The organism is Kitasatospora sp. NPDC056273, assembly GCF_042268845.1.
Classification (GTDB): Bacteria; Actinomycetota; Actinomycetes; order Streptomycetales; family Streptomycetaceae; genus Kitasatospora.
Window position 1 is genome coordinate 17,774 of record NZ_JBHJSJ010000038.1, and the last position, 23,149, is coordinate 40,922.

The following is a 23,149-nucleotide window of genomic DNA, read 5'->3' on the forward strand; positions in this document are numbered from 1 at the left end:
CGGCCAGGTGGTCGCGTTCGCGCTGGAGGGGGTCGGTGGTGGAGGTGGCGGGCACAGCGAACCTTCCCGGCTGCCCCCGGTGGCGGGCGCAGCGGATCGTAGGAGCTCACGGTGGGTACGGCCGACCGGTTGCCGAACGGTCGGTACCTCCCCCGGCTGCCTGCGGGACTTCAGCAGGTACCACGGTTCGGGAGGGGGCAGACGGACGATCTTAGACCCGTCCGCCCCTGGGGGCCAGCCGCGCGGGTCCCGGGGTTCCGGCCGTACCGGCCTCGGGGTTCGCCCTACCCCGGCCTCGGGGGCCGCCGTACACCCGGCGGACGAGCCGCGCACCTGCGGATACGGCCTTTGGAGTGATGCCGACCGCCGGTCGGGTGCCTACCGTTGAAGACATGAGCACCACGAACCGAACCCCCCGACCCGGCCCGTCCGGCGCCACCGCCGTCTCCGGGCGCCACCGCAACCCGCTGAGCACCGCCGTCCGCAACGTCGGCATCGCCCTGGACACCGCCGCGCGCGTGATCTTCCTCGGGCGCGACGGTGTCCGGTACTGAAGGCGCCGTCCGGTCCTGAAGGCCGTGTCCGTTCCCGGGACGGCCTACCGCCCGTGCGTCACAGCACGTCGTCCGCGTCCATGATCCGGTACGCGTAGCCCTGCTCGGCCAGGAAGCGCTGCCGGTGGGCGGCGAAGTCCTGGTCCACGGTGTCCCGGGCGACCACCGAGTAGAAGTGGGCCGAGTGGCCGTCCGCCTTGGGGCGCAGCACCCGGCCGAGGCGCTGGGCCTCCTCCTGGCGGGAGCCGAAGGTCCCGGAGACCTGGATGGCCACGGTGGCCTCGGGCAGGTCGATCGAGAAGTTCGCGACCTTGGAGACCACCAGGACGCCGATCTCCTTGTTCCGGAAGGCCTCGAAGAGCTTCTCGCGCTGGGCGTTGCTGGTCTCGCCCTTGATCACCGGGGCGTCCAGGGCCTCGCCGAGCTCGTCCAGCTGGTCGATGTACTGGCCGATGATCAGCGTCTGGTCCTTCTCGTGCTTCCTGACCAGCGCCTCCACCACCCGCCGCTTGGTCGCGGTGGTGGCGCAGTAGCGGTAGCGCTCCTCCGGCTCGGCGGTCGCGTAGGCGAGCCGCTCGGAGTCGGTCAGGGTGACCCGCACCTCGCAGCAGTCGGCGGGCGCGATGTAGCCCTGCGCCTCGATCTCCTTCCACGGCGCGTCGAAGCGCTTGGGGCCGATCAGGCTGAACACGTCGCCCTCGCGGCCGTCCTCGCGCACCAGCGTCGCGGTCAGGCCGAGCCGGCGGCGGGCCTGGAGGTCGGCGGTGAACTTGAACACCGGCGCGGGCAGCAGGTGCACCTCGTCGTAGACCACCAGGCCCCAGTTGCGGGCGTCGAACAGCTCCAGGTGGGCGTATACGCCCTTCCGCTTGGTCGTCATCACCTGGTAGGTGGCGATGGTGACCGGGCGGATCTCCTTCTTCGTCCCGCTGTACTCGCCGATCTCGTCCTCGGTGAGCGAGGTGCGCTTGACCAGCTCGTGCTTCCACTGGCGGGCCGAGACGGTGTTGGTGACCAGGATCAGCGTGGTCGACTTGGCGTGCGCCATCGCGGCCGCGCCGACCAGCGTCTTGCCGGCGCCGCAGGGCAGCACGACCACGCCCGAGCCGCCGTGCCAGAAGCCCTCGACGGCCTGCGCCTGGTACGGGCGCAGCTGCCAGCCGTCCTCGTCCAGGTCGATCGGGTGCGCCTCGCCGTCCACGTACCCGGCGAAGTCCTCGGCGGGCCAGCCGAGTTTGAGCAGCACCTGCTTGATCTGCCCGCGCTCGGAGGGGTGCACCACCACGGTGTCCGGGTCGACCCGGGCGCCGACCAGCGGGACGACCTTCTTGGAGCGCAGCACCTCCTCCAGCACCGGCCGGTCGGTGGTGGTGAGCACCAGCCCGTGGGTCGGGTGCTTGAGCAGCTGGAGCCGCCCGTACCGGCCCATGGTGTCCGCCACGTCCACCAGCAGCGCGTGCGGCACCGGGTAGCGCGAGTACGTCACCAGGGCGTCCACCACCTGCTCGGCGTCGTGCCCGGCCGCCCGCGCGTTCCACAGCCCGAGCGGCGTCACCCGGTACGTGTGCACGTGCTCGGGCGCCCGCTCCAGCTCGGCGAACGGCGCGATGGCGCGACGGCAGTCGGAGGCCCTGGGGTGGTCGATCTCCAGGAGAAGAGTTTTGTCGCTCTGGACGATGAGCGGTCCGTCGTTCACGCGGGGGAGCCCTCCACTGGCTGACAGGGTGGATTGACGCAGACCCTCCAGTGTCGCGCATCGCGGGCGGTGCGCGGGAGCCGCCCGGAGTGACCACCGTCCGTACTCGCTCGTTGAGCTGGTCATGAAGAAGTCGAAGCGTGTTCTCACCGCCCTCGCCCTGATGGGCTCGGCCTTCGCGGCCACCGCCTCCTCGGCCGGCTCGGCCCACGCCCTCGCGGGCATCGGCGAGGGGCCCGGCGGCCTGCTCGCGGCGCCCGGGTTCCTGCTGGCGGACACCGTCACCGGGGGGTCGATGCCGGTCGGGCAGGGGCAGATCGGCAGCCTGGCGGACAAGGCCGTCCAGGACAAGATGAAGGAGGCGCAGCAGGGGCACTGAAGGCCCCCGGCCTCCCCGGGGTCACTCGTCGAGTTCCGCGACGCCGGTGATGCGGTGCAGGGCGAAGGTGCGGAGTTCGTCGGCGTGGTGGTCGAAGGCGGTGACGAAGCCGCCTTCGACCTTGACCGGGTCGATGATGCGCTGGCTGGCGATGCCCTCGGCGTTGAGGTAGCCGATCCACATGCGCTCGCCGAGCAGGACGGCCGTCTGGAGGGCGGCCAGGGTCTCGGCGGCGGCGGTGCGGGGAAGCCGGCGCGGGTCGGGGGCGGGGTCGCGGCGGGTGGCGGTGGCGGCGCGGTCGCCGGCCCGGATGGCCTTGATGGCGGCCGCGAGCAGGGTGTCGTCGGGGGCGGGCGGTCCGTCGGGGACGGGCACGGGGGCCGTCCGGGGCGGGGTGCGGCGGCTGTCCGGGCGGGTGATCAGCACGTCTCCCTCGGCGGACTCGGCGGCCGGGGCGTAGCCCATGGTGCGCAGGGCGGCGAGCAGGACGTCCGGGGCGGCCTGGGAGGCGAGGACGGTGGGGGCGAGCAGCCGCAGCCGCAGGTCGGCGGAGCGCCGGTCGGCGAGGACCTCGCCGAGCAGCGACGGGTCGTCGCAGCGCAGGTAGGAGGAGGCGGCGCCGACCCGCAGGACGCCGTGCCGGCGGGCGACGTCGTCGACCAGGTACGCGAGCGGCTGCGGGACGGGCGTACGGCTGTGCTGTTCCAGGAAGGCCCGCAGGTCGGTGGCGGTGCGGCCGGCGTCGAGGGCGCGGCGCACCGAGGCCGGGGTGAAGCGGTAGACGGTGGCGCCGCCCTTGGACTCGATGTCGGCGCACAGGGCGAGGGCCTGGGCGAGCGGGGTGAGCAGCGGGCCGGGGGCGATCGCGGTGAGGTCCGGCTGGAGGATCACGTGGTCCAGCGGCTGCGGGAGCAGCGGGGCGAGCACCTCGGCCGGGTCGGACTCGGCGGTGAGCAGGGCGCGGGCGGGGGCGGCCAGGGCGCCGCGGCCGGTGATGCCGAGGAGTTCGGCCTCGTCGAGGGTCCAGGCGGTGAGCTCGTCGCGCAGGTCGCGGCCGTCCGGGCCGACGGGGCCGCCGCGCAGCGGGCGCTGCCAGCGCAGGGCGGGGAGCAGCTCCTCGGCGGTGGCCGGGGTGCCGGGCGGCAGTTCGGCGAGCAGGGCGAGGGTGGCGCGGCGGACGGACGGGGCGAGGGTGCGGTCGAGTTCGGGGCCGAGGGCGGCGCGCGGCTTGCCCCGGCCGTCCGGGGTGCCGGTGAGGGCGGGGACGCGGGTGGCGGCGAGCCAGGCGCCGGCAAGGACGGACCAGCGCTCGGCGGTGTCCAGGTGCAGCCAGGTGTCGTACCCCGGGGTGGGGGCCCAGCGTTCGTCCACCTCGCCGTCGGGGGCCAGCAGGCCTGCGGTGTAGGCGAGTTCGAGCCAGAAGGCGGTCTGCTGCTCGGTGTTCTCCAGGGCCTGGGCGGTGCGCTTGAGGTCGCGGACGCCGAGGCCGCCGGCGCGCAGGGTCAGCGGCGGGGTGAGGCCCCAGCCGTCCAGCAGCTCCTCGACGGTCTTGACGGCGGTGTGCGCCTGGCCGGCCGCGGCGGCGTCCACGGTCTGCGGGTCGCGCGGGGCGGCGGCGGGCGCGGGCTCGGGCTGGACCGGTTCGACGGTGCGGTGGGTGCGGCCGCCGCGCAGGTGCAGGGCCAGCTCGCGGGGCAGCACGACGCTGCCGGGGCTGCTGGGCAGCAGCAGGCCGCGGGCGAGCAGCCACTCGACGGGGCTCTGCGCGTCCTCGGCGGTGACCGGGCGGGTGGCGTCCGGGACGGTGCCGGTGGGCGGGCCCCAGACCAGCCGCTCCAGCAGCCGCAGCGCGGCCTCGGGCGCGGTGTCGAGCAGTGCGGCGCAGCGGGCGCGGTCGGTGAGCAGCGCGGTGAGCGAGGCGACGGCGCTGACCGGGTCCGGGGTGCCGGGCTCCCCGGCCGAGGCGAGCAGCTGCTGCAGCCGGGCCGGGGACATGCCGACGGTGGCGTCGGCGAGGGTGGGGCCGAGGCCGGTGCGGCCCGGGTTGACGGCGGTCGGGGCGAGCGCCTCGCGGACGGCGAGGACCAGCCGCAGCCCGTTGTCCGGGCCCCAGAGCAGCGCCCGGTCGCGCAGGGTGGCGATCGCGCGCGGCAGGGCGGTGGCGACGGCGGACCGGTCGGCGGGGGTGAGCGGGGTGGCGCCGGGGTGCGGCTTGACCTTCGCCGGGCCGGTCAGCAGGGTGCGGACGGTGCTCAGCGAGGTGCCGTCCGGGGCGGTGGCCAGGGCCTCGGCGACCTGGAGGGTGAAGCGGTCGAGCCGCTCCAGGGCGCGCAGCGCGGAGGCCCGCGAGGAGAGCCGGGCGGACAGCTGGGTGAGGTCGCCGGGGACGGGGTTCAGCAGGTCGGGGCGGGAGCGGAGCAGGGCGGCGAGCGCGTCGTCGGGACGGGCGCGCAACTCCTCGGCGAGGGTGCGCGGGCCGGTGGCGGACCTGCCCCGGCGTTGAGGGCCCTGCTGTGTGGTCATTCGACCTAGGTTAGTCGGGCGCGGGGACGACGGGGTGTCCGTCGTCCGGGCGCACCTCCGGCGCTCCGCCGTACCGGCGGACGGACTCGCGCGGGCGGGGGCGGGGTGGGTAGCGTCACGCCGAGGGCGGTTCGGTGGGCGGCCGGGTACGGGCGAGGCGGGGTGGTCGGTGATGACGGACGGCGAGTGGTGGCGCAAGAGCGGGCCGTGGAGCGAGCGTTCGGTCGGCGGCCCGGACGCCGCTTCGGACGCCGGCTCGGGTTCGGGCTCGGGCGCCGGTTCGGGTGAGGCCGCGTCCGGCGGCGCTCCGGAGGCTCCGTCCGCCCCCGTTCCCGCTCCGGACTTCGACCCCGACAGCGTGTACGACCCGCCGGCGCCGAGCGCGGGCGGCATCCCGTCCGTGCCGCTGCACCTGCCGGAGACCGTCGCCGGGGACCGGCCGGACGGGCCCCCGCCGACGACGGTGTCGAGCACCGGCCCGTGGACGATGACGCTCTTCGACTTCTCGGACGGGCCGCGGCCCGCGCCGAAGCCGATCCCCGGGCAGCGCACCGCCGAGGAGGCCGCCGAGCAGGCGGCGGCGGAGGCGGCGGAGACGGCGGCGGCGCCCGCCGCGGACCTGACGAAGAAGCCGCGCAGGGGCTGGCTCAGGCCGGCCCCCGCCGCCCCTCCCGCGCCGCCCGAGGCCCCGGCCGGGAAGGCCGGGGGCAAGGCCAAGGGGAAGGGGAAGGCCAAGGGGAAGGGCAAGGAAGCGGAGAAGGAGGCGCCCGCCCGCAAGCCCTCCCCGCTGATCCTGCTCTCCTGCGCCCTGCTGGTCGGCGGGGCGGTCTCCGGCTTCCTCCCGGCCATGCTGGCCGGCTGGGGCCTCGGCTACCTGTCCCGCCAGATCTCCGACCTGATGCGGAAGTTCGTGATCCTCGGCATCCCGCTGGTCACGATGAGCGTGTCCACCTTCTACTCCATGCAGCAGGCCAAGCAGGCCGGCGGACAGGGCGGCGGCCTCCAGTCGGGCTCGCCGCTGGGCGCGATCAGCTGGTCGTCCGCCCCGAACGTGCTGCGGCTGTCCGCCGTGCTGTCGGCGGTGGTCCTGCTGCTGCTCGCCCTGCGCCGCCGCCCGCCGCAGCAGCAGGGCTGAGCGCGGGGGCCGGTCCGGTCCGGTCCGGCCCCCGCTACTTGCGGACGAAGCAGCCGGAGCCGTCCACGACGGCGTGGGTGCCGCCGTTGTGTGACGGTGCCGCCGGGGCGTCAGTCGTCGGCGAGGTGGACGAGTCGGCGGAAGGTCGTCGGGTCGCCGAGGTGGTCGACGATCCAGTGGGCGACGGTGGCGCGGGTGGCGGTGCCGGCCCGGGGGAGCGGTCGGTCGTACGAGACCTGCGGGCCCGGGGACGGCGGGCCGTCCTTGAGCATCGGCACGCGGACGACCGTCCAGGCGGTGTCGGAGCCGGCGAGCACCGCCTCCATCCGGGCCAGGTCGTGGTGGACCTCCCGGTACAGCCGGTCGACCACCAGCCTGGCCACCACCCGTTGGGCGCGCGGGAGCCGGCTGGTGTCCAGCCCCGCCGAGCTCATCGTGACCAGGTGCCGGGCGCCGCCGTCCCGCAGTGCCGCGGTCAACTCCCGGGCGCCGTCGGAGAAGACGGTGGTGGCGGTCCGGCGGCCGGTGGTGCCGAGGGTGGCGACGACGGCGTCCTGGTCGCTCAGCGGCCCCCGCAGGGAGCCCGGCCGGCCGACGTCGGCCCGGGCGGTGAGCGGGGTGCCGTGCGCGTACTCCGGCAGCCGGGCGGGGTCGCGGGCGACGGCGGTGACGGTGTGTCCGGCGGCCAGTGCGAGGTCGACCACCAGACGGCCGGTGCGTCCGGTGGCACCCACGACTGCGATCCTCATCGGTTCCCTCCTCGGGATGGTTCGGGATGGTTCGGTCTCGGATGGCGCCTTGTCATTCATTCAGACGGACTGTATGAATGAAATCAAGTGAACCACGGCGCACCGCGCGTGCGAACCCGAAGGAGCGATGGAACATGGGAGTTCGGCAGGATCGGTACCCCGACCTGGACGGCCGGGTGGTCGTGGTCGCCGGCGGCAGCCGCGGCATCGGCGCGGAGACCGCCCGCGCCTTCGCCCGGCAGGGCGCGGCCGTCGCCGTCCTCGGGCGCGACGCGCAGGCGCTGGCGGAGGTGGCGGAGGGCCTGCGGGCGGAGGGGGTCCGGGCGCTCGGACTGGTCGCCGACTGCACGGACGCGGCGGCACTCGGCTCCGCCGCCGCCCGGATCGAGCGGGACCTCGGCCCTGTCGACACCCTGGCCGCCTTCGCCGGCGGCGGAGGCTACCCGGTACCGACCGTCCGCGAGACCGAGGAGCACTGGCGGGCCGTGCTCGACGGCAACCTCACCGCCACCTTCCTCACCGTCCAGGCCTTCCTGCCCGGCCTGCTGGCCCGCCGCGGCGGTTCGATCGTCACCATGGCGTCCACGGCCGGCCGGCTGGCCGGCGGCGCCTCCGCGGCGTACGCCACGGCCAAGGCGGGGGTGCTGATGTTCACCCGGCACCTCGCGCTGGAGGTCGCCGGTGAGGGCGTGCGGGTCAACGCCATCGCGCCGGGCGCCGTCCGCACCGAGCGGACCGCCGCGCAGATGCCGCCCGAGGTGCAGGCCGCGGTCGCCGCCGCGCACCCGCTGGGCCGCCTCGGCGAGCCAGCGGACGTCGCCTCGGCCACGCTCTTCCTGGCCTCCGACGCGTCCTCCTGGATCACCGGGCAGACCCTGGACGTCAGCGGCGGGCGGGTCATGCTCTGAGCGCCGGGCCCGCTCCGCCGGGCGCCGGGCCTTCCCCGCCTGGGTGAACCGATCGGCGATACTGCCAGTTCACACGGAACGAGTGGAGGCGAGCGGGATGAGCCCCCGGTCCTACCGGATGGGACAGCGGCAGGCGGAGGTCGACGAGACCCGCGCCCGGATCGTCGCGGCCGCCCGCGCGCACCTGGCCGAGACCGGCGGGGTCTCGCTGGACGCGGTCGCCCGCCGCGCGGACGTCGCCCGGGCGACCGTCTACTACCAGTTCGGCTCCAAGGCGGGCCTGCTGGAGGCGGTCTGCGACGCCCTCGCCGAGCAGGGCGGCATGGCCCGGCTCGCCGAGGCCTTCACCCAGGCCGACCCCTGGGCGGCGCTGGACCGCTTCGTCGAGGTGATGGGCGGCTTCTGGGCGGTCGACCGGGTCTGCACCCGCCGCCTGCGCGCCCTCGCCGCGCTCGACGAGGAGGTCGGCCGGGTCATCGCCGACCGCGACGCCCGCCGCCGGGAGGGCGCCGCGGTGCTGGCCGGCCGGCTGCCCGACGCCCCGGCGGACGCGGCGCGCCTGCTGTTCGTGCTCACCGCCTTCGAGACCTACGACGCGCTGGCGGCGGAGGCGGGAACCGTGGGCGGCGGGGCCGACCTGGCTGTGGCCACCCCGGCGGTCACCCGCCTGGTCCGCGCCGCTCTCGGCGGGCCGGCCGACGGGTCGTAGGGCCCCGGTCAGCCGGCCTGCCGCGCGGCCGTGCCGAGGATGCCGGCGGTGACGGCCGCAGGGTCGTCGGTGGGCAGTGCGTGGCCGGCGCCGGGGACGATCTCGACCCGGGCGGTGGGCACCAGCCGGTGCAGGCGGTCGGCGACGGCCCGGGCGTCGTGCAGGGCGCTGCGTTCGCCGAGGAGGAAGAGGGCGGGGGCGGTGAGCCGGCCGAGTTCCCGGTCGGTGAGGGTGGCGGCCGGGGGCAGGCGGCGGCGGAAGCCCATCGAGGCGCGGACCAGCGCCATCAGTTCGGTCTCCAGGACGGCGCTGTTGCCGACCAGCCGGGCCAGCCGGGGGCGCAGCGGGCGCGGGGCCGTCGCGGCGAGGCCGCCGAGGACGAGCCAGGTGTAGAAGCGGCGGTCCAGGTCGGCGAGGCCCGCCGTTTCGACCAGGGTGAGGGCGGCGGTCCGTCCGGGGTGGTGGATCTGGTGGTTGAGGGCGATCCAGCCGCCGTAGGAGCAGCCGACCAGGTGGGCGGAGGGCAGGTCGAGGGCGGCGAGCAGCTCCTCCAGCCAGGCGGCGGCGTCGCGGCCGTCGGTGACGGGGGCGCTCTGCACGCTGGCGCCCGGTTCGCCGACGGTGTCCACGGCGATCACGGGGTGCTGTGCGGCGAGGGCGTCGAGGTGGGCGTGCCACATCAGCGCGTTGCCGCCGGAGCCGGGCAGCAGCACGATCGGCCGGCCCTCGGTGCGGCCGGTGCGGTACACCCGGGTGGTGCCGTAGCCGGTGGGGACGTCGAGCGGTGTCCAGGGCCCCGGCCGGAGTTCGGTCAGCGCGCGCTCGTAGGCGGCGCGGAAGCGGGCTTCGGCCTTGCCGTTCTTGAACTCGCTGATTCGCATGGTACATGTGTATCACATGCATGATACGGGTGTACCAAGTGAAGCGGGACGAACAGACGGAGGCCGGAATGACCGCGAAGGTCGACCACGAGGAACGCCGCCGGCAGATCGCCGAGGCCCTGCTGCGCATCGCCGACACCCAGGGCCTGCAGTCCGCCAGCATGCGGGCCGTCGCCACGGAGGCCGGGGTCTCGCTGCGGCTCGTCCAGTACTACTTCACGACCAAGGAGGGACTGCTGCTGGATGCCCTGGCCAGGCTCGGCACCCAGCTCCAGGCCCGGATGGAACGGTGGATCGGCCAGGCCCGCGCCCCCCGGGAGGTGGTGACGGCGGTCCTGTCCTGCATCCTGCCGACGGACGCCGAGAGCCGCCGGATCACCAGGACGTACGCGGCGTACTACGCGCTGGTGCTCGGCGACCCCGAGGTGCTGGCGAAGCAGGCCGCGCAGCCGCCGGTCGTCCTGGAGGGCTTCCTCGCCAAGCAGCTCCGGGCGGCGCGGCAGGCCGGGGGGATCGGGCCGGAGCGGGACGTCGAGGCGGTCGCGGCCGGGCTGCTGGCGATGGTCAACGGGCTCGGCTCCAGCGTGCTGGGCGGCCAGCGCACCAGTGAGCAGGCGCTCGCGGTCCTCGCGTACCACCTGGACGAGCTGTTCGGGCGGCCGGAAGCGGGCTGACGGCCGGCGCCGTCGACCGCCGCGACGGTCCTCCGGTCCGCCGGTCCGGCCCGCCGATCGGCGCGGCAGGCGGGCACCCCTCGCGGCAAGGGGGCTAACACCCGTACGGGGCGGGTGCTTTCCCCGTTCCGCTGGAGGGCCTGTCACTGACAGACTCCGGGGTATGTCCGCGCAGCCCGTGATGACGACCGAAGCGCCCGAAGCCCCCTCCTCCCGGTCCGGGAGCGGCGGCAGCGACTTCGCCCAGTTGACCCGCCGAATAGTCGACGAGGGCCTGCTCGACCGGCGCCCCGGCTACTACGCCGCCCGCATGGCCCTGGTGTTCGCCGCCTTCCTCGGCGGCTGGTACGCCCTGTTCGCGCTGGGCGACACCTGGTGGCAGCTCGGCCTGGCGGCGGCGATGTCCGTCGTCTTCGCCCAGATCGGCCTGCTCTCCCACGACCTGGCGCACCGTCAGGTCTTCGACCGGCGGGTGCCGAGCGAGATCGGCGGCCGGATCGCCGCCAACCTGCTGATGGGCATGAGCTACGGCTGGTGGATGAACAAGCACACCCGCCACCACGCCAACCCGAACCACGAGGAGCGGGACCCGGACGTCGCCCCCGAACTCCTGGTGTGGTCCCAGCGGCAGGCCCGGAAGGCGAGCGGCGTCGCCCGGTTCATCGGCCGCCGGCAGGCGTACCTGTTCGTGCCGCTGCTCCTGCTGGAGGGCCTCAACCTCAGCTTCAACAGCTTCCGCGCGCTGCGCGGGCCCGTGGTGAAGCGCCCGGTGCTGGAGGGCGTGCTGCTGGTGGTCCACTTCCTCGCCTACTTCGGCCTGGTGTTCGCCGCGCTCCCGGCCGGCAAGGCCGTCGCTTTCATCGCCGTGCACCAGGCGCTGTTCGGCGTCTACCTGGGCAGCGTCTTCGCCCCGAACCACAAGGGCATGCTGATGGTGACCCCGGAGATGAAGCTCGACTTCCTGCGCCGCCAGGTGCTCACCTCGCGCAACGTCCGCGGCGGGCTGCTCATCGATGCGGTGATGGGCGGCCTCAACTACCAGGTGGAGCACCACCTGTTCCCCAGCATGCCGACCCCGGCGCTCGGGCGGGCCGCCCGGATCACCCGGGAGTTCTGCGCCGAGAAGGGCGTCGCGTACTACGAGACGGGCCTGTTCCGCTCCTACCGGGAGATCTTCACCCACCTGCACCGGACGGGCGAGCCGATCCGCTCCGGCGGGTGACCGTCACGTCCGGCGGGTGACCGTCACGCCCTGGCGCCGGGATCCGTCGCCGGGACGGCCCTTCGGCGGCATCGCCCGTCCGCCGACGCGTTCGCGCCCGTACGATGCCCGAGCGGGGTGGGTGGAGACCGGGGGTGGGTGTGGTTCGGTTCTGGCTGAGGTGGGCGCTGATCGCGCTCCTGGGAGTGGCGGTCGTGTTCGGCGGCTGGGCCGGGTGGCGGTTCTACCGCGACACGGCCATTCCGGCCCCGCCGGACGTCCCGGGGGTGGCGCGGGCGCCGGAGACCGAGGAGGCCCGCCTGGCGGCCGAGCGGCGGATGGTCGACCGGATCGACCGGCTGCCCGAACTGCTGCCGTGGGCCCAGGGGTTGGGGCGGTCGACGGTCGACGTGTGCCGCACCGACTACCGCGGCGGCCTGTTCCTCCGGGGGCTGTGGCTGCCGGTGGCCTGCGAGCGGACCGTGAACGTGTACCTGGCCTTCGACGGCGGCGACGTCCGCTCCCGGCTGGCCGATCTGGACCGGTACCTGGACGCCGAGGGCTGGCGGAGCTCGCAGCGGTGGAGCGGCCTGGTCGCGGCCGACGAGTACGCCCACCAGCCGCCCGCCGACCCGACCCCGGAGGAGGTGGCGGAGGCGGCGGCCCGGCCGATCGCCCCGTCGGTGGAGTTCAGGCCGGCGACGGACGAGGCGGTGCGGACGGAGCTGGTCGTGAGCGTCTCCCGGCCGCCGGGCCCCGAACTCCTGACCTCCGGCGAGGACTACTGGTACGAGAAGTACGGCGGCCGGCGCTACCGGAACGACGAGGGGCAGCGGTCCGAGTACCTGGCCTGGCAGCCGGTGCGGCCGAGCGAGGTCACCGGGCCGGCCGAGGGCCGGTACGTGGTGGTCCTGGGCTTCACGACCAGGTACGCGGAGCAGCAGGAAGCGCCGTGAGGCCGGGAGCCGCCGTGGCCGGTCAGCCCGCCGTGCCGGGCGGCGGGGAGGGCGGCGGGGAGAGCGGCAGGGTGGCGGTGACCCGGAAGCCCGTGCGGTAGGGCGAGGCGGTCAGCTCGCCGCCGAACAGCGCGATCCGCTCGGCGAGTCCGAGCAGGCCGTGCCCGGTGGACAGTCCCCGGCGGGCCTCGGGGCGGCGGCCCGCGCCGTCGTCGACCACGTCGAGGGTCAGCACCTCGGACCAGCTGATCCGCACCGAGGCGTGGCTGCCGGCGCCGGAGTGCTTGATGATGTTGGTGACGGCCTCCTGGACCAGCCGGTAGGCCGTCAGGTCGACGCTGTCGTCGAGGTGGGCTGGGGTGCCGCGCACCTCCAGGTCGATCAGGACCCCGGCGCGTCGGGCGTCCTCCAGCAGCGGGCCCAGGTCGGCGAGCCCGTGGCGCCCGGTCCCGTCCGTCATGGGGACGTCGGCGGTGCGCAACAGCCGGAGCATGCGGCGCAGTTCGGCCATCGCGTTGCGGCCCAGTTCCTCGATGTCGCGGAGGGTGCCGGCCAGCCGGTCGGCGTCGGCGGGCGCGGTGCAGCGGGCGGTGTCGGCCTGCATGACGATGACGGCCACCGCGTTGGCCACGATGTCGTGCAACTCCCGGGCGATCTGGACGCGTTCGCCGAGGACGGCCTGGCGGGCGCGCGCGAGTTCGCGCTGGTCGCGCTCGGCGGCGAGGGCGGCGGCCCGGACCCGGCGGCCGGCGCCCCAGGCGACGGCGGTGATCGGCAGGAAGTAGGCGATGCCGCTGACGAGGTACGACGTTCGACGGGAGGGAGGCACCGCCCCGTCGGCGATCGGGTACCAGATGGCCAGGGCGATCGGCAGGGCCGTCAGCACGAGGGCGGCGACGGAGGCGGGCCGGCCGCTCAGCCGGGCCGCCGTGTACAGCGCGAGCAGTACGCCGAAGAAGGGGGTGAAGGCGAAGCCGCTGTTCAGGGAAAGCAGGGCCGCGCCCACGGCGGCGGCCCAGACGACGGCGAACACCGCCTCCGGCCACCGTCGGCGGAAGGTCAGCGCGACGGCCTCCGGGACGGCGAACGCGGCCAGCAGCAGCTGGTCGCGGACGTTCGTCCCGGTCGCGAGCGGGGCCGCGTAGAAGAAGACGTCGGGGACGGTGACCGCCAGTGCCAGCGCGGCGTCCGCCGCCGTGGCGGTCGGTGACCCCCGGCGGCGGACGCCGTCTGTCGCGACCTCCGTCACAACCGGAGTTCCCGGCAGCACGAGGTGTTCGAGCCGAGGCAGCACCAGTTGTCGTCGAACTCCCGGAACCCCTCCACCGGGATGTCGGACCACCACGGTTCCGGCGGGGCGGCGCGCTCCGGTGGACGGACCGGATAGCCGAGGGCGGCGTGGGCGGCCCACAGGTCGCCGTGGTACTGCCGCAGGGTGTCGTTGAGCCGGTCCCGGGTGACCTCCCCGGGGGCGGGCGCGTGCCGTGACGGCGTGAGCAGGGTCAGGAAGGCCGCCGCGGCGCGGACGTCGTCGGTGGCGAAGGCGGCCAGGCTGATGCCGGCCACGCGCAGGGCCTCGGTGCCGTCGCCCGGGTCGGGGGCGACGGTGATGCGGACGGCGAGGCTCTGCCACGGGTCGCCGACCGTGCGCGGCGGATCGGGCACCAGGAGAGTGCGGGGGCCGAGGAGGATGCCGTGGGCGAGGGCCGGACCAGCCTTCCCGTCCGACTCGACGTGGTGCACGGTGGCACCGACGGTGGGCGCGGGGATCGTCGATTCGCTCATGGTGGGGCTCCCGGAGGGGAGTGGGGGCTTTCACCCAGTGGTAGCGCGCCCCGTCCCGCGTCGCCTGCGGGGGATGACTGCTCGGGTGAGTGACCGAGCGGGGTCGGTCGCGGCCCCCCGCAGGCGTCCCGCGGGCGGCCGCGCGGCCCCTCAGCCGCCGAAGCCGGCCAGCAGACCGCGGGGGTCGAAGGTCACCCGGATCCGGGTGATCCGCCCGTCCTCGACGTGCATCCAGTTCGCCGTCGGCGCCGGCGGGGCGATGCTGGTGCGCAGCTCGAACCAGGTGATCACCTCGTCGCCCTCGGCCACCCGGACCTTCACGTCGATCTTCTCCAGCACCTGTCCGAGCCCCTTCAGCCCGGCCAGCGCCTCCTCCACCCCGGAGGCCGTCCCCAGCGCGCCGACGAAGTCGACGTCGTCGGCCAGCAGGCCCCGGACGGTCTCGAAGTCGCCCGCCTCCCAGGCGGTGAAGTAGGTCTCGGCAAGCTCACGCGCGGTCTTCGTCGTCGTCATGCCGCCATCCTCCCGAGCACCCAACCCATCCGTCCAACAGATGGATCAGATGGATTCCATCTCTTCTGGTTATGCCGCAGGGGTCCGGTCGCCTATCGTCGTCGCCCATGGAGATGCACCAGCTGCGCTACTTCGCCGCCGTGGTCGACGAGGGCACCTTCACCGCCGCGGCCGCCCGGCTGCACGTGAGCCAGTCCGGCGTCAGCACCCAAGTGGCCAAGCTGGAGCGCGAACTGGGCCAGCAGCTGCTCGACCGGACCGGCCGCCAGGTGCGCCTCACCCCGGTCGGCGAGGCGGTCCTCCCGCTGGCGAGGAACGCCCTGGCCACCCTCGACGCCATCCAGCACACCGCCGCCGAGTTCGCCGACGCCGTCCGCGGCCGGGTCCGGCTCGGCATGATCATGGGCTGCTCGATCCCGCCCTTCCTGGACACCGTCGCCGACCTCGGCCGCAGCCACCCCGGCATCGAACTCAGCCTGCACGAGGGGCACTCCGAGGACCTCCAGGCACAGGTCCTGGCCGGCTCCCTCGACCTGGCCCTGATCGGCTACACCGGCGAGGCCGCCCAGGGGCTGGAGGACACCGTCGTCGTCGACGAGCCGATCGCCGCCGTCGTCCCCGCCGGGCACCCCCTCGACCGGGCGCGGCTCCGCCTCGCCGACCTGCGCGGCGAGAAGGTCCTCTGCCTCCCCCCGGGCACCGGCCTGCGCGCCGCCTACCAGGACTCCTGCCGCCGGCTCGGCCTCGATCCGCGGGTGGACATCGAGGCCAGCTCCCCGGCCGCCCTGCTCCGGCTCGCCGAGCGCGGCGCGGGCGTCGCCGTCCTCAGCGCCTCCTCCGCCACGGGCGCCGGGCTGCGGGCCGTCCCGCTGGCCGACGCCGCCACCTGCGCCCGGCTCGGGCTGGTCGTCCGCCGCGACCAGCAGTCCCCGGCGGTACGGCTGTTGCGCGCGAAGCTCGCCGCGGCGATGCGCCCGGCCTGAGCGCCGCCCGCCACAGTGATGCGCCCGGCCTGAGCGCCGCCCGCCGCGCCGCGCCGTCCCCCCGTACCGGCGCGGGCGGGCCGGCGGGCCCGTCGACCGGAGCTCAGGCCTTCCAGCGCGGATCGCGCCCCGAGGCGGCCAGCGCGCGGTCCCACGCGGAGGCGTCCTCCGGCAGCGCCACCGACTCGGCGAAGCCCGCGTACCGGCGGTACAGCTCGGCGTTCTCCGCCACGATCTCCCCGGCCAGCAGGGCGAGTTCCTCGTCGACCCCGATGCGCCCGCCGGTCGCCCGGGCCACGTCCCAGCCGTGCAGCAGCAGCTCCAGGACCAGCATCCGGGCGATCCCGACCGCCGGTACCGGGGCGCCGCCGAGGTCGACGTCCCCCTCCCAGACGGCCGGATCCGCCCAGGCCGCGACCGCGCGCTCCAGCTGGGCCGCGTAGCCGGAGCGCCAGTCGGCGTCGACGGTGAAGTCCCGCGCGCCGAGCTCCTTGGGCAGTTCGACCCGCCGGGCCCGGTGCTCCAGGCCGTGCGAGGTGTAGAGCACCCAGTGGTTGATCAGCGCACGGGTGTCGAACTCCGTGCAGGGCGTCGGCGCGTCCAGGGGCTGGTCGGCCGGGACGGCGGTGGCGACAGCGGCGGCGGCGGAGGCGGCGCGGGCCAGGAGCGGGTGCATCGGGTGGGCGGTCATGGCGCCGATTCTGCGCGGGGCCGTACCGGCCGGTCTTGAAGAAACGCGACGGCTAGCCTGGCGGCATGGGCACGGACCCGCTGGACCCCCTGGACCCCTTGGAACCCCCGGACGCTCCCGGCCTCGGCCGCGGCGTGCTCCACCCCGCCCGGGCGGCGGAGCTGATCACCGTGGACCGGCTCGTCCCCGACCCGGCCGTGGCCCGGTTCGTCGAGTACTACTGGCTGGTCCGCTGGGACCTGCGCGGCCTGCCGCCGTACGAGCAGAAGGTGCTCGCCCACCCCAACGTCCACCTGGTCTTCGAGGCCCCGCGGGCGCGCGTGTACGGGGTGGACCGCTCGCTCTTCGTCCGCCGCCTGGAGGGCGCGGGGCACGTGCTGGGCGCGCGGTTCCGGGCCGGCGCCTTCCGCGCCCTCGCCGGGCACCCGGTGAGCGGGCTGGCCGACCGGTCGGTGCCCGCCGCCGAGTACTTCGGGCCCGGGGCCGACCGGTTCAACGCGGAGGTCCTCGGGGCGTCCGGCAGCCCCGCGGCCCTCGCCGACGCCTTCCTCCGCCCCCGGCTGCCCGAGCCCGACCCGGTCGCCGCCGAGGTCGCCGCGATGGTGGACCGGATCACCGGCAGGCCGGACCTGTGCCGGGTGGACGCGCTGGCCGCCGAGCTGGGCCTGACGGTCCGCCGCCTCCAGCGCCTGTTCGCCGAGTACGTCGGCGCCTCCCCGAAGTGGGTGCTGCGCCGGGCCCGCCTCCACGAGGCCGCCGAACGCGCCGGGACGGACGGCGGGTTGGACCTGGCCGCGCTCGCCGCCGAATTGGGGTACGCGGACCAGGCGCACCTCACCCGGGACTTCGCCGCCGCCGTCGGCGTCCCCCCGGCCCGCTACGCGGGGGCGGGTCAGGCTCCGAGGAAGCGCTGCAGCTCGTCCAGCACGTAGTTGGCCCCGGTGTACCCGATCCCCTGGAACCACAGCTGGTCGTCGACCGGGAACGCCCGGTGCCCCTTGACCGCCCCCAGGGCCTGCCAACCCGGGCTCGCCAGGGCGGCGTTGGCCCCGGACAGCTCCGGATCGCCGTACGTCGCGTAGAGCAGCAGGTCGCCGTCGGCCTTGGCGAGCTGGTCCGGCGGGATCTCGGTGTCGGACTGGTCGACGTTCTGCGCGTCCGGCCGGCCGACCTGGGCGTCGGCGAGCACCGTGCCGGGGAAGCTCTGCCGGCCGAACAGCCGGATGCCGCCGCCCTCCACGAACCGCACCAGGCTCACCTTGCGCCCGGACAGCTTCGCCGCCGCCAGCGCCTGGGCCACCTGCCCGGCGTGCTTCTGGTACGCGCCGGCGAAGGCCGCGGCGGCCGCCTCCCGGTTGAGCGCCTGGGCGTGCAGCTGGAAGTCGGCCTTCCACGGCGCCCCGGCGGTCTGGGTGAGCACGGTCGGGGCGATCTCGCGCAGCTGCTCGTAGCGGTCGCCGTCGCGGGTCTGGTTGGAGAGGATCAGGTCCGGCCGCAGCGCCCGTACGGTCGGCAGGTCGGGCGAGCCGGCCGGGCCGACCAGCCGGATCCCGGCCGTCCGGGAGGTCGGCCAGTACTCGGGGTAGCGGGTGTCGCGGGCCGGGAGCGCGGCGCCGACCGGGGTGATGCCGAGGGTCAGCGCGGAGTCGAGCACGTCGGTGTCCAGCACGACCACCCGCATCGGCGCGCCCGGCACCACGACGGGGCCGGTGGCGGCGTTCACCGTCACCGGCGGCACCGGGGTCGGGGACGGCGAGGCGCCGCCGGCGGGGCCGTCCGCGGTCGCCGGGGCCGGCCGCCGGGCGGCGGTGCAGCCGGTGGCCGCCGCGAGCGCGCCCGCGCCGAGGCCGGTGAGGAGGGTGCGGCGGGAGATCCGGGGCATCGGCGGTCCTCTGGCGGCGCGGTGGGGTCGGGGCGCCGTCGATTATGTCCGAAATGGCACTTAAAGTGCCGTTAAGCGCGGGCCGTCAGGCGCGAGTGGCGTCCGGGGCGAGCGCCGCCCACGGGGCGCCCGGCACGACCAGCGGCGTGCCGGTCACCGGGTCCGGCACCACCACCGAGTCCAGTCCGAACACCTCCCGCACCAGCTCGGCCGTCACCACGTCCCCGGGCGCGCCCTGCGCCACCACCCGGCCGTCCCGCATCGCCACCAGGTGGTCGGCGTACCGGGCGGCCTGGTTGAGGTCGTGCAGCACCGCGACGACGGTCCGGCCGCGCTCGACGTTCAGCCGGCGGACCAGGTCCAGCACCTCCACCTGGTGCGCGATGTCCAGGTAGGTGGTCGGCTCGTCCAGCAGCAGGATGTCGGTGCCCTGGGCGAGCGCCATCGCGATCCAGGCGCGCTGGCGCTGGCCGCCGGACAGCTCGTCCATGCTCCGCTCGGCCAGCTCGGCGGTGGAGGTGCGCTCCAGCGCCTCCGCGACCGCCGCCTCGTCCTCCGGCGACCACTGCTGCCACCAGCTCTGGTGCGGCTGGCGGCCGCGCGCGACCAGGTCCGCCACCGAGATGCCCTCGGGGGCGGACGGCGACTGCGGCAGCAGGCCGAGCCGCTGGGCGATCCGCTTGGTCGGGATCCGCGCCAGCTCCTCGCCGTCCAGCAGCACCGCGCCCCGGACCGGCTTCAGCAGCCGGCCGAGGGCCCGCAGCAGGGTCGACTTGCCGCACGCGTTCGGGCCGACGATCACCGTCACCCGCCCGTCCGGGACGGCCACGTCCAGGTCCTCGACGACCGTGCGCGCCTCGTAGGCCAGGGTGAGGCCCCGGGCCTCCAGGCGGTGTTCGGACATCAGGAACCTCCACGGCGGGATCGGATCAGCAGCCACATCAGGTACGGCGCGCCGACCAGGCCGGTCACCACGCCCACCGGCAGTTCCGTCGGAGCCAGCAGCCGTCGGGCGACCAGGTCGGCGAGGACCACCACCAGCGCGCCGGTCAGCGCCGAGCAGAACAGCGGGATCTGCGCCGAGCGGGCCAGCCGCAGCGCGATCTGCGGGGCCATCAGCGCGACGAAGTCCACCGGCCCGGCGGCCCCGGCCGCGCACGAGGCCAGCACGATGCCCAGCAGCGCCATGCCGAGGCGGATCCGGTCCAGGCGCAGGCCGAGGCCGACGGCGGTGGCGTCGTCGAAGGAGATCGACCGCTGGGCGCGGGCGGCCCACAGCGCGACCGGCACGGCGGCGAGCAGCACCCAGGCGAGCCAGTCGGCCTGGTCGTAGCCGGCGCCGTTCAGGCTGCCGGTCATCCAGACCTTGGCGGCCTGGGCCTGGAAGCCGTCGCCCTTGGTGAGGAAGACGGAGGTGAGCGAGGACAGCGCGACGCTGATGCCGATGCCGATCAGCACGAAGCGCTGCGCGTGCAGGCCGCGCCGCCAGGCCAGCGCGTACACCAGCAGCCCGGCCACCAGGCCGCCGGCCACCGCCGCGTACGGGGCCTGGCCGGTCGAGCCGACCACGCCGTACGCCATCAGACCGACCACGGTCGCGGTCGCGCCCCAGGTCACGCCCACCACGTCGGGGCTGGCCAGCGGATTGCGGGCGACGGTCTGGATCAGCGCCCCGGCCAGCCCGAGCGCCAGGCCGACCAGCAGCCCGACCACCACCCGGGGCAGCCGGAACTCGCCGACCACCAGCTCGTGCGGGCTCGGCCGGCCGAGCACCACCTTGACCACCTCGGACGGCGCGACGGTGGACTCGCCCAGGCAGAGCGAGGCCACCACGGTCGCCGCCAGCGCCACCAGCAGCCCGACGGTGACGGCCAGCGAGCGCCGGTGCACCAGGAACGACGCCCGCCCGGCCCGGACGACGGTGTAGCCGCGCAGCGAGACCTTGCGGGAGACGGATGCCGTGCCGGGGACGGAGCTCGTACCGGGGACGGAAGTCATGCCGCCACCACCTTGCGGCGGCGGACCAGGGCCACCAGCACCGGGACGCCGACCAGCGCCGTCATCACGCCCGCCGGGACCTCGGACGGCGGGAACAGGACCCGGCCGAGGGTGTCGGCGAGCAGCAGCAGCGCCGGGCCGAGGACGGCGGAGAAGGCGAGGATCCAGCGGTGGTCGGCGCCGGCCAGCGCGCGGGCCGCGTGCGGGACGGCGAGGCCGACGAAGGCGATCGGGCCGGCCGCCGCGACCGCCGAGCCGGTCAGGACGGTCGCGCCGAGCGCGCCGACCGCCCGGACCAGGCCGGTCTTGGCGCCCAGCCCCTTCGCGGTGTCGTCGCCGAGCGCCAGCGCGTCCAGTCCGCGCGCCACCGCGACCACCAGCACCGTGCCGACGGCCAGGAACGGCAGCAGCTGCCAGGCCACGTCCGAGGTCCGTCCGGAGAGCGAGCCGACGTGCCAGAAGCGGAACTGGTCCATGGTGGCCGCGTCGGTGGTCAGCACCAGGGTGTTGAGCGAGGCGATGAAGGCGGACGTCGCCGAGCCGGCCAGCGCCAGCTTGATCGGCGTGGCCCCGCCCCGGCCGCGCCCGGCGAGCCCGTACACCAGCACGGTGGCGATCACCGCGCCGGCGAAGCCGAACCAGACGTACCCGGTGAGGGTGGAGACGCCGAAGCCGGAGATGGCGACCACCACGCCGGCCGCCGCGCCCTGGGAGACGCCGAGGATGCCGGGGTCGGCGATCGGGTTGCGGGTCAGGCCCTGCATGACGGCCCCGGCCAGGCCGAGCGCCGCGCCGACGGCCAGTCCGACGACGGTGCGCGGCACCCGCAGCTCGCGGACCACCACGGCGTTCGCGGTGTCGCCGCCGTGCAGCAGGGCGTCCAGCGTGTCGCCGAACGGGATGGTCCGGCTGCCGACCGCCAGGCTCAGCAGCACCGCGGCGGCCAGCACGACGAGTGCGGCGGCCAGCCACAGTATTCGGCGCCGCGGCGCGCGGTACGGCGCGCGGGGCGCACCGGGCGGTGCGCTGGTGTCGGTCATGGGCCCTCTCCGCTGACAACTCAGGCAAACCTAAGTTCCGCCGTGAAGCCCGGGCAAATCGCCTCGTGGCCCGGGGCACCCGTTGGGTAGCCTGGCGGCATGCCCGCGACCTCACCCGCCCCGCTCACCGTCGGCTTCGACCTCGACATGACGCTGCTGGACACCCGGCCGGGTATCCGCGCCACCTACCTGGCGCTCTCCGCCGAGACCGGCACCCCCATCGACGCCGACCTGGTGGTCACCCGGCTCGGCCCGCCGCTGCTGGACGAGATCCGCAACTGGTTCCCGGAGCACGAGGTGGAGCGGGCCGTCACCCGCTACCGCGAGCTCTACCGCGACCACGCCTTCGCCCCGACCGTGGCCCTGCCCGGCGCCCACGCCGCCGTCGAGGCGGTCCGCGCCCACGGCGGCCGGGTCGCGGTGATCACCGGCAAGTACGAGCCGAACGCCCGCCTCCACCTGGAGCACGCCGGGCTGGCCGCGGACACCGTGATCGGCGACCTGTGGGCGGAGACCAAGGGCGACGCGCTGCGCGAGCACGGCGCGAGCGTCTACGTCGGCGACCACCTCGGCGACATCCGCGGGGCCCGGCACGCCGACGCCCTCGCGGTCTGCGTGCCCACCGGCCCGTACAGCGCGCGGGAACTCCACGAGGCGGGCGCGGACGTGGTGCTGGACGACCTCACCGGCTTCCCGGACTGGCTCGCCGGCCACCTGGCCGACCGCTAGGGCGGGCGCCGGAGCAGGCCCGCGGGCCTCAGGAGCCGGAGGGCCTCAGGACTCGACCGGCTCGATCCGGCGGCGCTGGGCCCGCGCGTTCAGCAGCAGTCCGGTCAGCGCGGCCAGGAAGCCGGCCGGCATCAGCATGCTCAGCCAGTACGCGGCCGTCGGCAGCGGCGTCAGGTGCAGGAACAGCGGGACGAAGGTGACCAGGGTGGCGAGCGCGCCGAGACCGAAGACGATCACCCCGGCCTTGACGTACACGTCGCCGGGGTCGGCGCTCTGGCTGCTCACGTCTGCTCACTCCTACGGGCCGGTCGGAACTGCCCCCAGTCTGGCAGAGCGGCCGCCGGGGAGGCCCACCGGAGCGGGCCGGTCACGTTGCGCAGTTTCCCGGCAGCTGAACGTTTTGATCCCTGTTGAGCGGGGGTATGCACGGGGTGCCGAGGGGCGCTACAGGTGCGCCCCGCGTCCTCAGACCCGGGGGTGTGAGCCGATGGACCGCGCGGAGCCGCGCCCCGGCCGTGCCAGTGCCGGGTCGCCCGTGACCGCGAGATCCCGTTCCCGCCGCCCCCACCGGGCCTCGGAACGCGGGTCCCTCGCGGAACGCGGATGAGGCAGTGACGGACGGTTAGTCTGCTCCTGACCGCGTGCCGGCCACGAGCGCCCACGGGCGCCGAGCCGAGGTCGGCCGCCTTTCCCCACCACCCAGTGATCCCCGGCCAGGGCCGGGATCCCTCACACCCATTCGAGGACTGTTCGAGATGCCCACCGGCCAGGTCAAGTGGTTCAACGAGACGAAGGGCTTCGGCTTCCTGTCGCGCGACGACGGCGGGGACGTCTTCGTCCACACCAAGGCGCTGCCCGACGGTGTCACGTCGCTGAAGCCGGGTCAGCGGGTCGAGTTCGGCGTGGTCGCCGGCCACCGCGGGGACCAGGCGATGGCCGTGCAGCTGCTGGACGCACTGCCCTCGGTGGCCGCCGCCCAGCGGCGGAGCGCCGACGACATGGCGCCGATCGTCCAGGACCTGATCACCACGCTGGACGCGGTGCTGCCCGGCCTCCAGCGCGGGCGCTACCCCGCCAAGCCGACCGGCCAGAAGCTGGCCGGCCTGCTGCGCGCGGTGGCCGACAACTTCGACGTCTGACGGGGAGCCGGACAGCCCTGGAGC

25 protein-coding genes are annotated in these 23,149 nt (G+C 75.3%); 12 read left to right on the plus strand and 13 right to left on the minus strand.

Annotated features, from left to right (window positions below; genetic code table 11):
* The first annotated feature begins 392 nt into the window (after nt 1-392).
* Nucleotides 393-554 (plus strand): hypothetical protein, encoded by a 162-nt coding sequence (locus tag ACFCY1_RS28085; protein ID WP_158077777.1) that lies wholly within the window; start codon nt 393-395, stop codon nt 552-554.
* A gap of 58 nt (nt 555-612) precedes the next feature.
* On the opposite strand, the gene ACFCY1_RS28090 is transcribed toward ACFCY1_RS28085, so the two are convergent.
* Entirely contained in the window at nt 613-2,250 is a 1,638-nt protein-coding gene (locus ACFCY1_RS28090; RefSeq protein ID WP_049652330.1) for a DNA repair helicase XPB, read from the minus strand.
* 124 nt (nt 2,251-2,374) lie between these two features.
* On the opposite strand from ACFCY1_RS28090, the gene ACFCY1_RS28095 reads away from it, so the two are divergent.
* On the plus strand, nt 2,375-2,629 hold the full coding sequence (locus ACFCY1_RS28095; protein ID WP_049652328.1) for a hypothetical protein: 255 nt from the start codon (nt 2,375-2,377) through the stop codon (nt 2,627-2,629).
* 21 nt (nt 2,630-2,650) lie between these two features.
* Here the strand turns inward: ACFCY1_RS28095 and ACFCY1_RS28100 are convergent, their stop codons facing one another.
* On the minus strand, nt 2,651-5,152 hold the full coding sequence (locus ACFCY1_RS28100; protein WP_375876436.1) for a helicase-associated domain-containing protein: 2,502 nt from the start codon (nt 5,150-5,152) through the stop codon (nt 2,651-2,653).
* A 172-nt stretch (nt 5,153-5,324) separates the two neighbouring features.
* Here ACFCY1_RS28100 and ACFCY1_RS28105 point away from each other — a divergent pair, with 172 nt between their 5' ends.
* The gene (locus ACFCY1_RS28105; RefSeq protein WP_375876437.1) at nt 5,325-6,287 is read left to right on the plus strand and encodes a hypothetical protein; all 963 of its coding nucleotides are present in this window, start codon (nt 5,325-5,327) and stop codon (nt 6,285-6,287) included.
* 110 nt (nt 6,288-6,397) lie between these two features.
* On the opposite strand, the gene ACFCY1_RS28110 is transcribed toward ACFCY1_RS28105, so the two are convergent.
* Nucleotides 6,398-7,036: an NAD(P)-dependent oxidoreductase gene (locus ACFCY1_RS28110; protein ID WP_063780391.1), complete on the minus strand. Its 639-nt coding sequence runs from the start codon at nt 7,034-7,036 to the stop codon at nt 6,398-6,400.
* Between the two features lie 134 nt (nt 7,037-7,170).
* On the opposite strand from ACFCY1_RS28110, the gene ACFCY1_RS28115 reads away from it, so the two are divergent.
* Together ACFCY1_RS28115 and ACFCY1_RS28120 are read left to right on the plus strand one after the other, a co-directional pair.
* Nucleotides 7,171-7,944 (plus strand): SDR family NAD(P)-dependent oxidoreductase, encoded by a 774-nt coding sequence (locus ACFCY1_RS28115; RefSeq protein WP_375876438.1) that lies wholly within the window; start codon nt 7,171-7,173, stop codon nt 7,942-7,944.
* Nucleotides 7,945-8,041: 97 nt separating this feature from the next.
* The gene (locus ACFCY1_RS28120) at nt 8,042-8,653 is read left to right on the plus strand and encodes a TetR/AcrR family transcriptional regulator (RefSeq protein WP_375876439.1); all 612 of its coding nucleotides are present in this window, start codon (nt 8,042-8,044) and stop codon (nt 8,651-8,653) included.
* Nucleotides 8,654-8,661: 8 nt separating this feature from the next.
* On the opposite strand, the gene ACFCY1_RS28125 is transcribed toward ACFCY1_RS28120, so the two are convergent.
* The gene (locus tag ACFCY1_RS28125; protein WP_375876440.1) at nt 8,662-9,534 is read right to left on the minus strand and encodes an alpha/beta fold hydrolase; all 873 of its coding nucleotides are present in this window, start codon (nt 9,532-9,534) and stop codon (nt 8,662-8,664) included.
* Between the two features lie 68 nt (nt 9,535-9,602).
* Here ACFCY1_RS28125 and ACFCY1_RS28130 point away from each other — a divergent pair, with 68 nt between their 5' ends.
* From ACFCY1_RS28130 to ACFCY1_RS28140, 3 genes are all read left to right on the plus strand, one after another.
* Entirely contained in the window at nt 9,603-10,208 is a 606-nt protein-coding gene (locus ACFCY1_RS28130; RefSeq protein WP_375876441.1) for a TetR/AcrR family transcriptional regulator, read from the plus strand.
* 163 nt (nt 10,209-10,371) lie between these two features.
* Nucleotides 10,372-11,430, plus strand: a complete 1,059-nt coding sequence (locus tag ACFCY1_RS28135) for an acyl-CoA desaturase (RefSeq protein ID WP_079272734.1) — start codon at nt 10,372-10,374, stop codon at nt 11,428-11,430.
* Nucleotides 11,431-11,564: 134 nt separating this feature from the next.
* Nucleotides 11,565-12,365 carry a hypothetical protein gene (locus tag ACFCY1_RS28140; protein WP_375876442.1) on the plus strand — a complete coding sequence of 267 codons (801 nt, stop codon included), beginning with the start codon at nt 11,565-11,567 and terminating at the stop codon, nt 12,363-12,365.
* 22 nt (nt 12,366-12,387) lie between these two features.
* Here ACFCY1_RS28140 and ACFCY1_RS28145 read toward each other — a convergent pair whose 3' ends face one another.
* The 3 genes from ACFCY1_RS28145 to ACFCY1_RS28155 all read right to left on the minus strand — a co-directional run bounded on the left by ACFCY1_RS28145 (nt 12,388) and on the right by ACFCY1_RS28155 (nt 14,663).
* Nucleotides 12,388-13,614, minus strand: a complete 1,227-nt coding sequence (locus ACFCY1_RS28145) for a sensor histidine kinase (protein WP_375876443.1) — start codon at nt 13,612-13,614, stop codon at nt 12,388-12,390.
* Nucleotides 13,611-14,150 carry a hypothetical protein gene (locus ACFCY1_RS28150; RefSeq protein ID WP_049657786.1) on the minus strand — a complete coding sequence of 180 codons (540 nt, stop codon included), beginning with the start codon at nt 14,148-14,150 and terminating at the stop codon, nt 13,611-13,613. The genes ACFCY1_RS28145 and ACFCY1_RS28150 overlap by 4 nt, the downstream gene beginning before the upstream one ends.
* 150 nt (nt 14,151-14,300) lie before the next feature.
* Complete coding sequence (locus ACFCY1_RS28155; RefSeq protein WP_049657787.1) at nt 14,301-14,663, minus strand: nuclear transport factor 2 family protein; 363 nt, start codon at nt 14,661-14,663, stop codon at nt 14,301-14,303.
* A gap of 107 nt (nt 14,664-14,770) precedes the next feature.
* Here ACFCY1_RS28155 and ACFCY1_RS28160 point away from each other — a divergent pair, with 107 nt between their 5' ends.
* Entirely contained in the window at nt 14,771-15,646 is an 876-nt protein-coding gene (locus ACFCY1_RS28160) for a LysR family transcriptional regulator (RefSeq protein WP_375876444.1), read from the plus strand.
* A gap of 103 nt (nt 15,647-15,749) precedes the next feature.
* On the opposite strand, the gene ACFCY1_RS28165 is transcribed toward ACFCY1_RS28160, so the two are convergent.
* Nucleotides 15,750-16,337 (minus strand): TIGR03086 family metal-binding protein, encoded by a 588-nt coding sequence (locus ACFCY1_RS28165; protein ID WP_375876445.1) that lies wholly within the window; start codon nt 16,335-16,337, stop codon nt 15,750-15,752.
* 65 nt (nt 16,338-16,402) lie between these two features.
* On the opposite strand from ACFCY1_RS28165, the gene ACFCY1_RS28170 reads away from it, so the two are divergent.
* The gene (locus ACFCY1_RS28170) at nt 16,403-17,269 is read left to right on the plus strand and encodes a DUF6597 domain-containing transcriptional factor (RefSeq protein ID WP_375876446.1); all 867 of its coding nucleotides are present in this window, start codon (nt 16,403-16,405) and stop codon (nt 17,267-17,269) included.
* On the opposite strand, the gene ACFCY1_RS28175 is transcribed toward ACFCY1_RS28170, so the two are convergent.
* The 4 genes from ACFCY1_RS28175 to ACFCY1_RS28190 form a co-directional block, all read right to left on the minus strand.
* Complete coding sequence (locus tag ACFCY1_RS28175) at nt 17,230-18,219, minus strand: ABC transporter substrate-binding protein (protein ID WP_375876447.1); 990 nt, start codon at nt 18,217-18,219, stop codon at nt 17,230-17,232. The genes ACFCY1_RS28170 and ACFCY1_RS28175 overlap by 40 nt on opposite strands.
* Nucleotides 18,220-18,304: 85 nt before the next feature.
* Complete coding sequence (locus tag ACFCY1_RS28180; RefSeq protein WP_074005463.1) at nt 18,305-19,123, minus strand: ABC transporter ATP-binding protein; 819 nt, start codon at nt 19,121-19,123, stop codon at nt 18,305-18,307.
* The gene (locus tag ACFCY1_RS28185) at nt 19,123-20,217 is read right to left on the minus strand and encodes a FecCD family ABC transporter permease (RefSeq protein WP_375876448.1); all 1,095 of its coding nucleotides are present in this window, start codon (nt 20,215-20,217) and stop codon (nt 19,123-19,125) included. The genes ACFCY1_RS28180 and ACFCY1_RS28185 overlap by 1 nt, the downstream gene beginning before the upstream one ends.
* The gene (locus ACFCY1_RS28190; RefSeq protein WP_049658474.1) at nt 20,214-21,257 is read right to left on the minus strand and encodes an iron ABC transporter permease; all 1,044 of its coding nucleotides are present in this window, start codon (nt 21,255-21,257) and stop codon (nt 20,214-20,216) included. The genes ACFCY1_RS28185 and ACFCY1_RS28190 overlap by 4 nt, the downstream gene beginning before the upstream one ends.
* A gap of 99 nt (nt 21,258-21,356) precedes the next feature.
* On the opposite strand from ACFCY1_RS28190, the gene ACFCY1_RS28195 reads away from it, so the two are divergent.
* Complete coding sequence (locus ACFCY1_RS28195) at nt 21,357-21,986, plus strand: HAD family hydrolase (RefSeq protein WP_049658472.1); 630 nt, start codon at nt 21,357-21,359, stop codon at nt 21,984-21,986.
* Nucleotides 21,987-22,031: 45 nt separating this feature from the next.
* Here the strand turns inward: ACFCY1_RS28195 and ACFCY1_RS28200 are convergent, their stop codons facing one another.
* Nucleotides 22,032-22,271 carry a hypothetical protein gene (locus ACFCY1_RS28200; RefSeq protein WP_049658468.1) on the minus strand — a complete coding sequence of 80 codons (240 nt, stop codon included), beginning with the start codon at nt 22,269-22,271 and terminating at the stop codon, nt 22,032-22,034.
* Between the two features lie 470 nt (nt 22,272-22,741).
* On the opposite strand from ACFCY1_RS28200, the gene ACFCY1_RS28205 reads away from it, so the two are divergent.
* Nucleotides 22,742-23,125: a cold-shock protein gene (locus ACFCY1_RS28205; RefSeq protein WP_049658465.1), complete on the plus strand. Its 384-nt coding sequence runs from the start codon at nt 22,742-22,744 to the stop codon at nt 23,123-23,125.
* The last annotated feature ends 24 nt before the right edge of the window (nt 23,126-23,149 follow it).

Bases quoted from the DNA above. Each gene is read 5' to 3' on its own strand.
- ACFCY1_RS28175 (WP_375876447.1), bottom strand. From the start codon at position 18,219: ATGCCCCGGATCTCCCGCCGCACCCTCCTCACCGGCCTCGGCGCGGGC.
- ACFCY1_RS28085 (WP_158077777.1), top strand. From the start codon at position 393: ATGAGCACCACGAACCGAACCCCCCGACCCGGCCCGTCCGGCGCCACC.
- ACFCY1_RS28160 (WP_375876444.1), top strand. From the start codon at position 14,771: ATGGAGATGCACCAGCTGCGCTACTTCGCCGCCGTGGTCGACGAGGGC.
- ACFCY1_RS28190 (WP_049658474.1), bottom strand. From the start codon at position 21,257: ATGACCGACACCAGCGCACCGCCCGGTGCGCCCCGCGCGCCGTACCGC.
- ACFCY1_RS28110 (WP_063780391.1), bottom strand. From the start codon at position 7,036: ATGAGGATCGCAGTCGTGGGTGCCACCGGACGCACCGGCCGTCTGGTG.
- ACFCY1_RS28180 (WP_074005463.1), bottom strand. From the start codon at position 19,123: ATGTCCGAACACCGCCTGGAGGCCCGGGGCCTCACCCTGGCCTACGAG.
- ACFCY1_RS28165 (WP_375876445.1), bottom strand. From the start codon at position 16,337: ATGACCGCCCACCCGATGCACCCGCTCCTGGCCCGCGCCGCCTCCGCC.
- ACFCY1_RS28115 (WP_375876438.1), top strand. From the start codon at position 7,171: ATGGGAGTTCGGCAGGATCGGTACCCCGACCTGGACGGCCGGGTGGTC.
- ACFCY1_RS28185 (WP_375876448.1), bottom strand. From the start codon at position 20,217: ATGACTTCCGTCCCCGGTACGAGCTCCGTCCCCGGCACGGCATCCGTC.
- ACFCY1_RS28155 (WP_049657787.1), bottom strand. From the start codon at position 14,663: ATGACGACGACGAAGACCGCGCGTGAGCTTGCCGAGACCTACTTCACC.
- ACFCY1_RS28095 (WP_049652328.1), top strand. From the start codon at position 2,375: ATGAAGAAGTCGAAGCGTGTTCTCACCGCCCTCGCCCTGATGGGCTCG.
- ACFCY1_RS28130 (WP_375876441.1), top strand. From the start codon at position 9,603: ATGACCGCGAAGGTCGACCACGAGGAACGCCGCCGGCAGATCGCCGAG.
- ACFCY1_RS28105 (WP_375876437.1), top strand. From the start codon at position 5,325: ATGACGGACGGCGAGTGGTGGCGCAAGAGCGGGCCGTGGAGCGAGCGT.
- ACFCY1_RS28125 (WP_375876440.1), bottom strand. From the start codon at position 9,534: ATGCGAATCAGCGAGTTCAAGAACGGCAAGGCCGAAGCCCGCTTCCGC.
- ACFCY1_RS28120 (WP_375876439.1), top strand. From the start codon at position 8,042: ATGAGCCCCCGGTCCTACCGGATGGGACAGCGGCAGGCGGAGGTCGAC.
- ACFCY1_RS28170 (WP_375876446.1), top strand. From the start codon at position 16,403: ATGGGCACGGACCCGCTGGACCCCCTGGACCCCTTGGAACCCCCGGAC.
- ACFCY1_RS28195 (WP_049658472.1), top strand. From the start codon at position 21,357: ATGCCCGCGACCTCACCCGCCCCGCTCACCGTCGGCTTCGACCTCGAC.
- ACFCY1_RS28100 (WP_375876436.1), bottom strand. From the start codon at position 5,152: ATGACCACACAGCAGGGCCCTCAACGCCGGGGCAGGTCCGCCACCGGC.
- ACFCY1_RS28205 (WP_049658465.1), top strand. From the start codon at position 22,742: ATGCCCACCGGCCAGGTCAAGTGGTTCAACGAGACGAAGGGCTTCGGC.
- ACFCY1_RS28135 (WP_079272734.1), top strand. From the start codon at position 10,372: ATGTCCGCGCAGCCCGTGATGACGACCGAAGCGCCCGAAGCCCCCTCC.
- ACFCY1_RS28150 (WP_049657786.1), bottom strand. From the start codon at position 14,150: ATGAGCGAATCGACGATCCCCGCGCCCACCGTCGGTGCCACCGTGCAC.